Origin of the sequence: Sphingomonas sp. BE123, assembly GCF_031456015.1 — a bacterium.
Classification (GTDB): Bacteria; Pseudomonadota; Alphaproteobacteria; order Sphingomonadales; family Sphingomonadaceae; genus Sphingomonas.
Genome location: NZ_JAVDTW010000001.1, coordinates 294,223 through 308,185 on the forward strand (window position 1 = coordinate 294,223; position 13,963 = coordinate 308,185).

A 13,963-nucleotide genomic window follows, 5' to 3' on the forward strand; every position below is an offset into this window, starting at 1 on the left:
TCAGCCCTGAACCGTCTGATCTTCGGATGGCGGCGAATGGAACTCGTGCCAGATGCCGTTGAGAACCGCGACCGCGACGGCCAGCGTGACGCCGAGGATCCAAGCGAAATACCACATGGCGGGGTGTTCCTTTCGGTCAGTAATAATCGGGGTTGGAGCGCACCTGTTCGATCGTCACCCGACCGAACAATACGCGATAGACCCAGGCGGTGTAGATCAGCACGATCGGCAGGAAGACCAGCGTCACGCCAAGCATGATGAACAACGTGGTGTGGCTCGACGACGCGTTCCACACGGTCAGGCTCGATGCGGGGTCGATCACGCTCGGCAGGATGAACGGGAACATCGACAGTCCGACCGTCCCGATGATGCCGATATTGGCGAGCGACGACCCGGCGAACACCAGCACGTCGCGCCGCGCGCGGATACCCGCCAGCGCGAGCAGCGGGCCGAGCAGACCGATTACCGGCGCCGCGATCATCCAGGGATAGGTCGCGTAATTGTCGAGCCAGGCGCCCGGCGCTGCCACCGCGCCGGCCAGACGCGGGTTGGACGGGCCCGCCGGATCGATCACGCCGTCGACGCGGAAACCGAGCCCGCCATAAGCGACATACAGCCCGCCCGCGACGAACAGCGTAACCGCGGCAATCGCTGCAACCTGACCGATCACGCGCGCGCGATCGAGCACGGGCCCCTGCTCCGCCTTAAGCGACAGCCAGCCCGCACCATGGAGGACCAGCATCGCCACCGACAACAGCCCGGCGAGCACGCTGAACGGCGAGAACAGGCCGAGCAGATTGCCGTCGTAGAAGGAGCGCAGATCGCTATCGAGCCGGAACGGCACGCCCAGCAGGACATTGCCAACGGCAACACCGAACACCAGCGCCGGCACGAACCCGCCCACGAACAGCGCCCAGTCCCACCGCGACCGCCAGGCGGCGTCGGGCCGCTTGGAGCGGTATTTGAAGCCGACCGGGCGCAGGATCAGCGCAGCGAGCACCAGGAACATCGCCAGGTAAAAGCCCGAGAAACTGACCGCATAGACGAACGGCCAGGCGGCAAAGATCGCGCCGCCGCCGAGAATGAACCACACCTGGTTTCCTTCCCAGGTTGCACCGACGGTGTTGATCACCATCCGGCGTTCCTCGTCGGTCTTGGCCACCCATGGCAGCAGCGATGCCACGCCGAGGTCGAACCCGTCGGTCAGCGCAAATCCGATCAGCAGCACGCCCATCAGCAGCCACCAGATGACGCGGAGCGTCTCGTAATCGAGCGGTAGGGTCATGATTGGTCTCCTTGTCCCGCGCGGCTCATTCGGCCGCGACGGTCTGGAAGGGATTGGGACCGCGCGGCAGGTCGACCACATCGGCCGGCGCCGCCGCACTCTCCGGGCCATGGCGGATCGCGCCGAGCATCAGCCGGACCTCGATCACCGCCAGCACGCCATAGATGAGCGTGAACCCGACGATCGTCGCCCACACCTCCCCGATGGTCAGGCTGGACGCTGCGAGGAAGGTCGGCAGGACCCCCTCAACCGCCCAGGGCTGGCGTCCGAGCTCGGCGATCAGCCAGCCCGACTGGATTGCAATCCACGGCAGCGGGATGACCCACAGCGCGGTGCGCAGGAACCATTTGCGGTCGAACTTGCGGGTATTCGCATAGTAGAGCGCGACCCCGAAGAAGGCGATGAAGAAGAAGCCGAGCCCGGCCATGCCGCGGAACAGCCAGAACAGCACCGGCACGTTCGGCACGGTCGACCATGCCGCCTTGTCGATCGCGGCGGCGTCGGCCTGACGCGGATCGGCCACGAAGCGCTTGAGCAGCATGGCATATCCAAGATCGGCCTTGTTGCGCTCGAACGTCTCCCGCGCGGCGACATTGGTACGATCGGTCTTGAGCGTCTCAACCGCGTCATAGGCATCGATGCCGCGAATGATCCGCGCGCGGGCCTGTTCGACCAGCGGCGTGATCCCGGCAACCTCACCCGTCAGGCTGCGCGTCGAGATCAGGCCGAGGACATAGGGAATCTTGACCTCGTACAGCGTCTCGCGCCCGGCGTTGGAGGGGATGCCGAAGATCGACAGCCCGGCCGGTGCCGGTTCGGTTTGCCAGGCACCTTCGATCGCGGCGAGCTTCATCCGCTGGTTGTCGGTCAGCGCATAGCCGCTCTCGTCACCCAGCACGACAACCGATAGCGAAGAGGCAAGGCCGAAGGCTGCCGCGACCGCGAAGCTGCGCTTGGCGAACTCGAGATGGCGCCCCTTGAGCAGATACCAGGAGGAGATGCCGAGCACGAAGACCGAGGCGAGCACATAGCCGGCGCTGACGGTGTGGACGAACTTCGCCTGCGCGACCGGGTTGAACACCACGGCCATGAAGTCGACCACTTCCATCCGCATCGTTTCGGGGTTGAACGCCGAACCGGTCGGAAACTGCATCCAGCCATTGGCGATCAGGATCCAGACCGCGGACAGGTTGGTACCGAGTGCGACCATGAAGGTGGCGAAAAGATGCTGGCGCTTGGACAATTTGTCCCAACCGAACACCATCAGGCCGACGAACGTCGCCTCGAGGAAGAAGGCCATCAGACCTTCAATGGCAAGCGGCGCGCCAAACACGTCACCGACATAGTGCGAGTAATAGGCCCAGTTGGTCCCGAACTCGAACTCCATCGTAATGCCGGTCGCGACCCCGAGCACAAAGTTGATTCCGAACAATTTTCCCCAGAACCGGGTGATGTCGCGCCAGATCGGGCGGTCCGTGATCACATACACCGTCTCCATGATCACGAGCATGAAGGCGAGGCCCAGCGTCAACGGCACGAACAGGAAATGGTACATCGCCGTCAGCGCGAACTGGAGCCGCGATAGCTCGACAACTGCCATATCAACCATTGGAATTTCCCCGGACTGAGGTGTGTTTGGCGAGCGACCTGCTAGACAAGAAGCCCCTCCCCGCGACATGGGGAATAATACGCAACCCCGACCCCCGGAATGTGACAAATTGTCCTAATATGAGCAAGCGCGAATATTCCGATTTCTGGTGGCTGGGCGATGTGCTTGGCGCAATCCTGTTTGCGTGGGGCCTCGCGGACGCGCTCTCGGCGCTGATTGCAGACGTACCGGTCCCGACAGCCGCGATCGCATCGCTATTGGCTGGCGGAGCGGTTCGCGCGCTGACCAGCTGGGCTGCACAGGCTCAGGGCGCCGCTGCTGCCCAGCGCGCGCTGGCCCCGCTGCGCGTGCAACTCCACCGGCGCCTGCTTGCCGAACCGCTGGCGCAGCCGCTGACCGTCGGCGAGAGCGCGGCGATCGCGATCGATCATCTCGACCGGGTAGAGGCGCATCGCGCCCGCTTCGTCCCGGTTCGTCTCGCCGCCGCAGCCGGGCCGGTCCTCATTGCGGTCGCGGTGGCCTTTGCCAGCCCGGTTGCCGCGACGATCCTGCTCGCGACCCTGATCCCGTTCGTCCTCGGCATGGTGCTGGCCGGCACCATGGCGCGTCGCGCGGCCGATGCGCAGCTGGTGGCCCTTGCCCAGCTGTCGGACCTGTTTGTCGAGCGGCTGCGGATGCTGGCGATCATCCGACATTTCGGCGCTGGCGAACGCATCACACGCCAGGCCGGCGCTGCCACTGCGGCGATTGCGCAGCGTACCCTCGCGGTGCTGCGCGTCGCCTTCCTGTCCAGCGCCGTGCTCGAATTTTTCGCCGCGCTCTCGGTCGCGCTCGTTGCGGTCTATTGCGGATTCAGCCTGCTCGGCCTGCTCCCCTTTCCGGTCCCGGAAACCCTAACCTTTCGCGAAGCGATGGTCGCACTTGCGCTTGCACCCGAATTCTATCTCCCGATGCGCCGACTGGCGGCAGCCTATCATGAGAAGCAGATGGGCGAAGCGGCCCAGGCCGTGATCGATCCCCTGCTGGCCCCGCCCCCGGCGCCCGCCGCTGCGCGATCGGCCCCGGACGCCGCCAGTCCCGGCCAGCTGACGCTCGACGGCGTGGAAATCATCTGGCCAGGCGCGCGCATCGGACCGGTTTCCTTCACCCTCGGTGCGACCGGCCTGCTCGCGCTGGTCGGCCCGACCGGCAGCGGCAAGACAAGCCTGCTCGCCGTGATCGCGGGACAGGTGCAGCCCAATACGGGTTCCGTCAGCGCGATCGACCCGGCGGACGTTGCCTGGGCAGCGCAGCGCCCGCTGATCCTGCCCGGCACGTTGCGCGACAATCTTGCCCTTGCCCGCCCGAGCGCGAGCGTTGCCGAGCTTCGCGCGGTGTGCAGCGAGGTCGGGCTGGACGCGCTACTCGACACGCGCGCTGACGGGCTAGACCTGCCGCTCGACCATCGCGGCAGTGGATTGTCGGGCGGCGAGCGACGGCGGCTCGGGCTGGCGCGCGCGCTGCTGGCACGACGCCCGCTCCTCCTCTGCGACGAACCGACTGCGGACCTTGATGCGGACAGCGCCGCGCGCATCACCGCGCTGCTGCGCGAGATTGCGACACGACAGGCGGTGATCGTCGCGACCCATGATCCCGACCTCGCCGCGCGCGCCGACCGGATCGTGACGCTGTGACCCGGCTCGCTGATGCTGCCGCGCGCCATGGCCTGGGGCGGCGGGTCGGGCTTGGCATGCCGCTGGCGCTTGCCGCGATCGCTGCGATGGCTGGCGTCGCGCTGCTCGCCATTTCGGGCTGGTTCCTGACAGGTGCGGCGATCGCCGGGGCCGGCGGCCTCGCGGCCATCTCTGCGTTCAACTATCTGCTCCCGAGCGCGGCAATCCGCGCGCTCGCGATCGGCCGCACCGCTGCGCGATATGGCGAGCGGCTGTCGAGCCACGGCGCCGCGCTTGGCGCCATGGCGCGCTTGCGGACGCGCCTGTTTGCGCGGCTGGCCGGTGCAGACAGCCGGGTCGCGCCCGACCTTGCCAGTGGCGACGCCAGCGCGCGGCTGATCGACGATATCGAGGCGCTGGAGGATCTGGTCGTCCGCCGGTCGGCGCTGCCGGGCGCATTAGCCGGGGCGGCGGTCGCGCTGTTTTGCGTCGCCCTGTCCGGCTGGCCGGCAGCGCTCGCTTATGGCGTTCTGACCGGCGCCGGGCTGGTCGCCGGCGGTCACGTCGCGCGGCGGCTGAGCCGGGCTCCGGCGGCAGCGGCATCGGCGGCGCGCGGGCGGCTGCGCGATCGCTATGTCGAGCTGGCTGCCGCACGGCCCGAAATCCTTGCCTATGGCCTGGGTGAGCGGGCGAATGCGATGCTGGCGGATGACCTTGCCAGTTGGGACCGCGCCCGTCTGGCGCTGGTGCGCGGAGAGGCGCTGCTCGGCGGCGCGGTCGCGGCGTGGAGCGCGCTGATCGCGGTCGCGGTGCTGATGCTCGCGCGTGAAGGCGCCGCGCTCGCCGCCCTGTCGACGCTTGCCGCATTTGCCGGGAGCGAGGTTCTCGCGGTCCGGATCCGCAGTGCCCTGCGTGAAGCGGTGATTGCCGAGGGGCTTGCGCGCATCGGCGCGATCGGAGCGCTCGACCCTGCCGCGCCATCGGCCGCGCCAGTCGCTCCCGCTACCATCGGCATCGGCGCGGTACAGCTTCAGCCGGGCGAACGGATCGTGCTGATCGGTCCGTCGGGCTGCGGCAAGACGACGCTGGTCGAGACGCTGGCCGGGCTTCGCAGCGCACCGCTTCCGCTCACGGTCGATGCGGTGGACGTCGCTGGACGGACCGCGTCGCAGCTTGCCGCGCAATTCGCGCTGGCGCCCCAGGCACCGCAGCTGATCGCGGGGACGATCGCGGACAATCTGCGCCTTGCTCGCCCCGGTGTTACCGAGCCTGCAATGTGGGCGGTGCTCGATGTCGTGCAGCTATCCGCGCGAATTCGGGCCATGCCCTCCGGGCTCGACACGCCGGTGGGCGAACAGGGCGGCACGCTGTCCGGGGGCGAGCAGAAGCGACTCTCGCTGGCGCGCGCGCTGCTGGCCGAGCGACCATGGCTGATCGCCGATGAGCCGAGCGAGGGACTGGATGCGGCGACCGAGAATGCGTTGGTCGCTGCCCTCGACGCATGGCTCGCGCGGCACGGCACCGGCTTGATCCTGGTGTCGCATCGCCCGGCACCCCGCACGCTGGCCAGCCGCGCGCTCGCCCTGCCCCTCGCCTGAGCTATTCGGCGGCGCGGGCGCTTGCGCCATCGGCGTCGCCGGCATCCGCGCTGGTATCATCGCCGCCAGCGGCATGGCTGGCCAGCAGCTCGACCGGCGGCACGCTTTCGATCTCGCGCGCGCCCGTCTCGATATTCAGATCCTTGAGCTTACGCGCCGACACCAGCGCTCGGCTCTCCAGCGAACTGGCAAAGGTGTTGAAATTCTTGACCGCGGTATTGAGCCCGCTGCCGACGGTGCGCAGATCCTGCATCGCCTTGGCAAGGCGGTCGTACAATTCCTTGCCGAGCGCGCCGATCTGCCGTGCTTCCTTTGCCAGCATCTCCTGCCGCCACACCGCCGCCACGGTACGCGCGATCGCGATCAGGTTGGTCGGTGTCGCGAGCAACACGCGCTTTTCGAACGCGAAGTCCCACAAGGTCGGATCATGCTCCAGCGCAGCCGAGAGGAAATGTTCGCCCGGTACGAACATGATGACATAGTCGGGCGCTTCCTCGAACTGGGTCCAATAGGCCTTGTTGCCGAGCGCATTGACATGCGCCTTCATCGCCGCGGCATGCTGGCCAAGCCCGATCTGTCGCTCCGCCTCGTCCACCGCGCCGAACGCGTCCTGATAGGCGTTGAGCGATACCTTGGCATCGATCACCAGCGCCTTGCCGCCCGGGACGCGCACGATCGCATCGGGACGCAACCGCCCGCCATCCTCCTGCGCGACACTGACCTCGGTCTGGAAATCGGTGTGTTCGGAAAGACCGCACGTCTCGAGCACGTTGCGCAATTGCTGCTCGCCCCAGCGCCCGCGCGATTTGGGGGCGTTGCGCAGCGAATTGACCAGCTTGGCCGCCTCCTGGCTGACCCGCTCCTGCCCGATCCGCATCTGCTCGATCTGGCCCTTGAGCTCGCCGAATGCATCGCGCCGCTCGGCCTCGACCTTGGCGACCCCTTCTTCGTACCGCTGGAGCCGTTCGGTGACCGGCTGGAGCAGCGCCTTCAGGTTCTGGCCCGCCACGCTTTCGGATTCGCGGAACCGGTCTTCGGCGCGCTTGAGAAAGGCCGCCTGGGTCTCCGCCAGCATCGATCCGGCGAGCTCACGAAACTGCCCGGCGAGCCGTCCTTCCAGCCCATCCGCCTTGACCCGAAGCTCGGCGAGTTCGATGCGCGCTGCGTCGCGTTCGTCGCGAATGGCGGCGAGCTGGTCGCGCAGTTCCGGCACTTCGCGCGCGCGCTCCTCGGCGGCGGCCAGTTCGGTAATCGCTGCCTTGAACTCAGCCTCGCGCGCGGCGCGCTCGGCCAGCGCCGCCGCGCCGCGCCGGCTCCCGGCAAGCCACCCCAGCACCACGCCAATCGCCAGCGCCAGCAATCCCGATACCACCCAGTCCAGTTCCACGCCGCCAACCCCGTCCTGAAAACGGAGTGGAACATAGACTGAACATCACTGAAGCAACAGGGCTAAAGTGCGCCAGGTCCAATCAAAATGCGTGGGCGAGCCGGTCAAGCATCGATCGCGCGGGGCTGACCGGCGGCGCGTCGGCCTGATCCAGCGCCGCATCAAGCCGCGCGATCCGGCGGTGCAGGTCGATGCTCGCGACGATCAGATGCTGCGCGCCGACCGGCATCGCGTCGAGCGCATCCTGCTCGGTCACCGGCGCTTCCCCCAGCCGTCGCGACGGATGCCGCGCGTCATTCATCCCGATCTCGCCGGCAGCGACCGCACGCTGCGTCAACAGCCACGCGATGCAATGCATCAGCCGCGTCGTCACCTTGAGCGACTCGCACGAAAACACCACGCGATCCATCGCACCGAGCCGCTCGCGCTGTTCCCGCCCGAGCGCGTCGAAATAGCCGCGCGCTTCGTCCGCCAGCAGCATCGCTTCGGTGTAGAGCGAGTCGATCAGCGCTCGCTGCACCCGCATGGTCTCGACATCCCCGGTCATGAGCGAAACGCTGACAGAAACCGGACGTTAACGAAACAGGAATTTGCGCCCCGCGCCTGTCCCAAAGCGGCGCGGCCTGCGCGCGCTGATTCAGGCGATGATGTCGGGGATCAACTGGTCCTCGAGCATCGCAATCTCGTCGCGCAGCAGGAGTTTGCGCTTTTTCAGCCGTGCGATCTGCAGCTGGTCGGGCATTGCCGTGGTCACCAGCGCCTCGATCGCCGCATCCAGGTCGCGATGCTCGACCCTCAGAAGCTCGAGTCGCCGCAGAATCTCGCTGTCGTCCATGATCCGTGCCGCCCCCGAACTCGCCCCGTCGCAAACCGCCGTTGCCCTGCCGAGGGGTAGTTTTGCAAGGGGCGACAAGCGATCCGAATCATGTTCTACTTTGCGTTCCCCCAACCTGAGCAGGAGGATTGCTTCCATGCAGACCGCGCATCTCTCAGCACTCGAGGCCAAGCACGCCAATCTCGAGCGCAAGATCATCGCCGAATTGCAGCGCCCGGCCCCCGACCAGCTGGTCGTCGCCGATCTCAAGCGCCGCAAGCTCAAGGTCAAGGAAGAGATCGCGTTGAGCTGACGCGACCCGGCCGGGACCCCGCCGATGCGGGGCCTGGCCACCGGTCCCTGCGTCGGGGTCAGCCCTTGAACAATTGGGGCTTGGCGTAAAGCGGCGTGGTGGTGCCGTGTCCGACCGGCTTGCGCGCCATCAGCGGATCGATCGGGCGATCAAAGGCGATCCCGACCCGCTTCTCCGCCGCCCACGCGATTTTTCCGCGGATCCAGCCAACCCCGCGCACATCGATCTCGACTTCGGTGCCCTGATCGACCGGATCGGGGTATTCGGCCATCAGTCCGCCGGCCGACAAATTGCGGACGCGCACTTGCACCTCCCGCCCTTCGATCCGCAACATTGCGGCCAGGAACAGGCTGTCGCGCGCCGCATTGCGCTGGCTCGCCGGATCGTCGGTGAAACGTCCGCCGAAAGGATCGGAGGTGAACTGGTCCATCTGCCGCTCTGATTCAAATCGTGACGCGCGCAATAGACCAGCAATGGCTATCGAAACCGTTAACCCCGCCCCGCCCGCGCCGATTATTCCTCGCGCGAAATCTTTTCGTTGCGCTCGTGCCGCTCCTGCGCCTCGACCGTCATCGTGGCAATCGGGCGCGCTTCGAGCCGCGCAAGGCTGATCGGCTCGCCCGTCACCTCGCAATAGCCATATTCGCCATCGTCGATCCGGCGGATCGCCGCATCGATCTTGGAAATCAGCTTGCGCTGCCGGTCACGCGTGCGCAGTTCGATCGACCAGTCGGTTTCGCTCGACGCGCGATCCGTCAGGTCGGCCTCACGCAGCGAATCGATCTGGAGCTGGTTCAGCGTCCCCGCCGCCTCGCGATGAATCGCGTCCTTCCACGCCAGCAGTTTTTCACGGAAATACTGTAGCTGCCGCGGATTCATGAACGGCTCATCGGCACTTGGCCGATACCCATCGGGCAGATCATTGGCTGCCTCGAGTTGTACAGGATCGTCGCGGTGTTCGAAAACGGTCGCCATCCCACTCTCCGTAACGGGACCGGTCGGCACGGGCCGAGCGTGATCCCCTTATCCCCGGCGCGCCCTATATCCGGGCAAATACGGTACCACAAGCTACCGAATCCACAGAATTGTGCGCCAAGCCGTTCTTGACACGCGGGAAATTACATCTCCCTGAACCGACACGCATTTTCTTGATGCGCCGCCCCTGCCCGTTCGCTGGCTACTTCCACCGAACGGCGACCGCTCAGCGAGTAAAAGCGTCCCCTAACGATACATTAACCATAATAGCGCTCCGCGCGGCTCAAATAATTCGTCAAACCGCCCCGGTTAAATGGTTAACGGGATTGCACTTAATACTTTGTTCTGCACTTTTCGGGCAATGACCCACTGAACGCGTGCCTCGGGCATGCTCCGGGGTCCAGGGACGAGAGAGAAGCAGAATGTCGGTCCGGATGGCTTTGGCGAAATTGTGCGCCTGCGCGTGCGGCGGTGCCGTGATCGGCGGCGGGGCGGTGCATGTCGCCGAGACGCGGGCCGAACGCGGCTATCAGCAGCGCCAGTCGGTTAAGCAACAGGGCATCGTTCAGCGGCGAGTCGTCAAGCGCCCGCTGCGCAAGCGCGTCGTGAAGCGCACCGTGACGACGACCGCCCAATGCCAGCCACAGGTCATCACCGTGACCAGCCAGGGCAGCGCCATCCCGCTCCCGCCGCCCACTTACGGGTCGAGCGGGGAAATGCCGATTGTCGGCGGCGGCGGTGGCGGCGGCGCGGCAGCGGCGGCAACCGGGGTAACCGGCGGCAGCAGCGGCGGCTTTGTCGGCGGCTTCTTCGCCGGCGGATTTTTCGGCGGGTCGAGCGGTGGCAGCGGCGCTTCGGGCAGCGGCGGCATCGTCATCTCGTCGACCAGCAGCACCAGCGGCGGGTCAACCTCCACGTCGGGCGGGTCGACCTCGACCTCGTCGGGCGGCTCCTCGGGCGATGTCTCGTCGTCGAGCGGCAGCGTGAGTTCCACCTCCTCGACGGGCGGTTCGTCGAGCGGCAGCGTCAGCTCGACCTCTTCCACCGGCGGCTCGTCGACCTCGAGCGGGAGCGTCAGTTCGACCTCCTCGACCGGCGGATCGTCAACGGGCGGTTCGTCCTCTTCGACATCCTCCGGTGGCTCGAGCGGCGACGTGTCGTCGTCCACCTCGTCCGGGGCATCGTCCTCATCGACCTCATCGGGTGCGTCGTCCTCGTCGACGTCCTCAGGCGGATCCTCGTCGTCGACCAGTTCGGCATCGGGCGGATCGTCGGGTGACGTCTCGTCTTCGTCGAGCGGCAACGTGTCGTCGTCGGCATCGTCCTCGGGCGATGTCTCGTCCTCGACCTCGGCCTCGTCCTCGGGTGACGTGTCCTCGTCGACTTCGGCCAGCTCGTCGGGCGACGTATCGACCTCATCCTCCAACTCGTCCGCGTCCTCGACCTCGGCGTCCTCATCGGGCGACGTCTCGTCCTCGACGTCGAGCGGGTGGAGCACGTCGAGCGGGTGGAGCACCTCGACCTCGAGCAGCACATCGACCTCTTCGGGCACCTCGAGCGGCGCAAGCAGTTCGTCGGGTGGCCCGGAGCCGGTTCCCGCGCCGCCCATGGTTCTGCTGTTCGGTGCGGCCGCGGCAGCATTGGTGGTGCGCAAGCGGTTCCAGAACCGCAAGGCAAAGGACGCCGCGGCGGCCGAATAAGCGCCGCGGCGACCAGAGCCGGGTCAGTTGGCGTCAATCAGCGCCTGTTCGATGTCGGGGATCGGGTGACCGGTCAGCGTCTTGTCGAGCTCGCCGGTCAGCCGCTCGCTCACTTCCTTGTGATAATGTTTGCGCAGTTCGCCCAGCGTGCGCGGCGGCGCGACGATGATCAGCGACTCAAAGTCGTTGTTCAGCGCGCGCTTCTTGAGCAATTCCGCCGTCTCCGCCGCGAAGCGGTCTTCCTCGAGCTGATGGAAATCGGTCTCTTCATAGGCGCTGCGCCCCGGTCCCACGCTTGAAAAGCTGCGCCCCGGCGTATCGGTACCCTGTTCGCGGTCGGGCGGATTGTCCTGCTCGCGCTTGCGCTCGACCTGAAGATTGAGATGCACGGCATCGCCCTCATTCCTGAGGAACAGCATCTTGCGGCCATCGGCGACCACGACCATCGCGTTATGGGGGACCTGCATCGGTGTTTCTCCTCATTCTGGTTATGCCTGCCAACGCACGGCGCGTGCGCCGGGTTGCCTCGGGACGCGCGCCTCGCCATAGCCTGCGCCCATGCATGACATTCGCGCCATCCGAGATAATCCCGAGGCGTTCGACGCCGCCCTTGCCCGCCGTGGCGCCGAGCCACAGGCCGAAATGCTGGTCGCCCTTGACGAGGCACGCCGCGCCCTGACGACGCAGCAGCAGGAAGCGCAGACTCGCCGCAACGACCTGTCGAAGCAGGTCGGCCAGGCCAAGGCCGCGAAGGACGAGGCACGCGCCCAGGCGCTGATGGCCGACGTTGCCGGTCTCAAGCAGACGCTGGAGGACCTGAACCTCGCTCAAAGCGCAGCCGATGAAGCGCTGCGAACCGCGCTGGCCGCGATCCCCAACCTTCCCGCCAGCGATGTCCCCGACGGCGCGGACGAGGACGACAATCAGCTCGTCCATGTCATCGGCGCCCAGCCCGCCTTTGCCTTTGCGCCGCGCGAGCATCATGACTTCGGTCCGGCGCTCGGCCTGGATTTCGACACCGGAGCGGTGCTTGGCGGGTCACGCTTCACGCTGCTACGGGGCGCGGCGGCGCAATTGCACCGCGCACTCGGCCAGTTCATGCTCGACACGCTGACCGCTCACCATGGCTATGAAGAATGCGTGCCACCCGTGCTGGTCCGCGACGAGATCATGTTCGGTACCGGCCAGCTGCCCAAGTTCGCCGAGGAATCGTTCCGCACGACCGATGGTCGCTGGCTGATCCCGACTTCGGAAGTCAGCCTGACCAACAGCGTGCGCGAGCAGATTTTGAGCGGCGAGGCGCTGCCGCTGCGGCTCACCGCGCTGACCCCCTGCTTCCGCTCCGAAGCCGGCGCCGCCGGTCGCGATACGCGCGGCTTCATCCGCCAGCACCAGTTCGAGAAGGTCGAGATGGTGTCGATCACGACGCCCGAGCAGTCGGACGCGGAGCATGAACGGATGACCGCCTGCGCCGAGGACATCCTGACCCGGCTCGGCCTGTCCTTCCGGCGTATGCTGCTGTGCGCGGGCGATATGGGATTCAGCGCGACGCGGACCTATGATCTTGAGGTGTGGCTGCCCGGCCAGGCACGCTATCGCGAAATTTCGTCCTGCTCGACCTGTGGCGACTTCCAGGCGCGGCGCATGAACGCGCGCTACCGCACGGGCGAGGGCAAGCCGGCGTTTGTCCACACGCTCAACGGATCGGGTCTGGCGGTCGGCCGTACGTTGGTCGCGGTGCTGGAGAATTACCAGCAGGAGGACGGCTCGGTGGCCGTTCCGGAGGTACTCCAGCCCTATCTGCGCGGGATCAACCGGCTGGAGCCGCGCGGGTGAGGATCCTGCTCACCAATGATGACGGCGTGCATGCGCGCGGGCTGGAGGTGCTGGAGCGCCTCGCGCGCACGCTGTCCGACGACATCACCATTGTCGCCCCGCTCGAGGAACAGTCGGGCAAGGGCCGATCGCTCAGCCTGACTGATCCGGTGCGGCTGCGCCGCTTCGGCGAACGCCGCTTCGCCGTCACCGGCACGCCGACCGATGCAGTGATGATCGCGCTGGCGGAGATCATGAAGGACGCTCCGCCCGACCTGATCCTGTCCGGCGTCAATCGCGGCGCCAATCTGGGCGAGGACGTCAGCTATTCCGGGACCGTGTCCGCGGCGATGGAAGGTGCGCTGGCAGGGATTCGCTCGATCGCGCTCAGCCAGCGCTATGCGCTCAGCGCACCGGGCGAGCGTGTCAGCTTCGCAGCGGCGGAACAATGGGGCGAGCGGGTATTGCGTCCGCTGATCACCGCCGACTGGGCGCCGCGCACGCTGATGAACGTCAATTTCCCGCCGCTGCCCGCCAGCGAGGTCGCCGGGATCAAGGCCGTCGGACAGGGGCTGCGCGACTATGGCCGGCTCAAGCTCGACAAGCGGACCGATCCGCGCGGCTTCGACTATTACTGGTTCGGCCTCGGCGCGGTCCCGCACTCGCCGGTGGCCGATACCGATCTTGAAGCGATCGAGCAGGGGTGGATCACCGTTACGCCCCTGCATCTGGACCTGACGCATCGTGAATCGCTCGTTATGCTCGACCGGACATTTGGCTGAACCGGACGGATCATGCGGCAAAGCGGGACCAGG

Annotated in this window: 15 protein-coding genes; 5 read left to right on the forward strand and 10 right to left on the reverse strand. The window is 66.7% G+C overall.

What is annotated here, in order from left to right; genetic code table 11:
• The 3 genes from cydX to J2Y54_RS01325 are packed head-to-tail and all read right to left on the reverse strand — an operon-like array spanning position 1 to position 2,894.
• The gene (gene cydX / locus J2Y54_RS01315; RefSeq protein WP_310036314.1) at positions 1-117 is read right to left on the reverse strand and encodes a cytochrome bd-I oxidase subunit CydX; all 117 of its coding nucleotides are present in this window, start codon (positions 115-117) and stop codon (positions 1-3) included.
• Between the two features lie 19 nt (positions 118-136).
• On the reverse strand, positions 137-1,285 hold the full coding sequence (gene cydB, locus J2Y54_RS01320; protein ID WP_310036315.1) for a cytochrome d ubiquinol oxidase subunit II: 1,149 nt from the start codon (positions 1,283-1,285) through the stop codon (positions 137-139).
• Between the two features lie 25 nt (positions 1,286-1,310).
• Positions 1,311-2,894, reverse strand: coding sequence for a cytochrome ubiquinol oxidase subunit I (locus tag J2Y54_RS01325; RefSeq protein WP_310036317.1), 1,584 nt, complete (start codon positions 2,892-2,894; stop codon positions 1,311-1,313).
• 119 nt (positions 2,895-3,013) lie between these two features.
• Between J2Y54_RS01325 and J2Y54_RS01330 the strand changes: the two genes are divergently transcribed.
• Together J2Y54_RS01330 and J2Y54_RS01335 are read left to right on the forward strand one after the other, a co-directional pair.
• The gene (locus tag J2Y54_RS01330) at positions 3,014-4,567 is read left to right on the forward strand and encodes an ATP-binding cassette domain-containing protein (RefSeq protein ID WP_310036319.1); all 1,554 of its coding nucleotides are present in this window, start codon (positions 3,014-3,016) and stop codon (positions 4,565-4,567) included.
• The gene (locus tag J2Y54_RS01335; protein ID WP_310036321.1) at positions 4,564-6,144 is read left to right on the forward strand and encodes an ATP-binding cassette domain-containing protein; all 1,581 of its coding nucleotides are present in this window, start codon (positions 4,564-4,566) and stop codon (positions 6,142-6,144) included. The genes J2Y54_RS01330 and J2Y54_RS01335 overlap by 4 nt, the downstream gene beginning before the upstream one ends.
• A gap of 1 nt (position 6,145) precedes the next feature.
• Here the strand turns inward: J2Y54_RS01335 and J2Y54_RS01340 are convergent, their stop codons facing one another.
• From J2Y54_RS01340 to J2Y54_RS01350, 3 genes are all read right to left on the reverse strand, one after another.
• Positions 6,146-7,531 (reverse strand): DNA recombination protein RmuC, encoded by a 1,386-nt coding sequence (locus J2Y54_RS01340; protein WP_405052859.1) that lies wholly within the window; start codon positions 7,529-7,531, stop codon positions 6,146-6,148.
• A gap of 82 nt (positions 7,532-7,613) precedes the next feature.
• Entirely contained in the window at positions 7,614-8,078 is a 465-nt protein-coding gene (locus J2Y54_RS01345; RefSeq protein WP_310036322.1) for a DUF1465 family protein, read from the reverse strand.
• A gap of 90 nt (positions 8,079-8,168) precedes the next feature.
• A complete protein-coding gene (locus J2Y54_RS01350) occupies positions 8,169-8,366 on the reverse strand; it encodes a DUF465 domain-containing protein (protein ID WP_310036323.1) in 198 nt (65 codons plus the stop codon).
• A 136-nt stretch (positions 8,367-8,502) separates the two neighbouring features.
• On the opposite strand from J2Y54_RS01350, the gene J2Y54_RS01355 reads away from it, so the two are divergent.
• Positions 8,503-8,658, forward strand: a complete 156-nt coding sequence (locus tag J2Y54_RS01355; RefSeq protein WP_310036325.1) for a DUF465 domain-containing protein — start codon at positions 8,503-8,505, stop codon at positions 8,656-8,658.
• Positions 8,659-8,716: 58 nt separating this feature from the next.
• On the opposite strand, the gene J2Y54_RS01360 is transcribed toward J2Y54_RS01355, so the two are convergent.
• The 4 genes from J2Y54_RS01360 to J2Y54_RS01375 all read right to left on the reverse strand — a co-directional run bounded on the left by J2Y54_RS01360 (position 8,717) and on the right by J2Y54_RS01375 (position 11,800).
• Positions 8,717-9,088, reverse strand: coding sequence for a PilZ domain-containing protein (locus tag J2Y54_RS01360; protein ID WP_310036326.1), 372 nt, complete (start codon positions 9,086-9,088; stop codon positions 8,717-8,719).
• Positions 9,089-9,171: 83 nt separating this feature from the next.
• Entirely contained in the window at positions 9,172-9,633 is a 462-nt protein-coding gene (gene dksA / locus J2Y54_RS01365) for an RNA polymerase-binding protein DksA (RefSeq protein ID WP_310036328.1), read from the reverse strand.
• A gap of 697 nt (positions 9,634-10,330) precedes the next feature.
• The gene (locus J2Y54_RS01370; protein ID WP_310036331.1) at positions 10,331-11,242 is read right to left on the reverse strand and encodes a hypothetical protein; all 912 of its coding nucleotides are present in this window, start codon (positions 11,240-11,242) and stop codon (positions 10,331-10,333) included.
• Positions 11,243-11,356: 114 nt separating this feature from the next.
• The gene (locus J2Y54_RS01375) at positions 11,357-11,800 is read right to left on the reverse strand and encodes a host attachment family protein (protein ID WP_310036332.1); all 444 of its coding nucleotides are present in this window, start codon (positions 11,798-11,800) and stop codon (positions 11,357-11,359) included.
• 91 nt (positions 11,801-11,891) lie between these two features.
• On the opposite strand from J2Y54_RS01375, the gene serS reads away from it, so the two are divergent.
• Complete coding sequence (gene serS, locus J2Y54_RS01380; RefSeq protein ID WP_310036334.1) at positions 11,892-13,169, forward strand: serine--tRNA ligase; 1,278 nt, start codon at positions 11,892-11,894, stop codon at positions 13,167-13,169.
• Positions 13,166-13,930, forward strand: coding sequence for a 5'/3'-nucleotidase SurE (surE, locus tag J2Y54_RS01385; RefSeq protein ID WP_310036336.1), 765 nt, complete (start codon positions 13,166-13,168; stop codon positions 13,928-13,930). Before serS ends, surE begins: the two co-directional genes overlap by 4 nt.
• Positions 13,931-13,963: the final 33 nt, after the last annotated feature.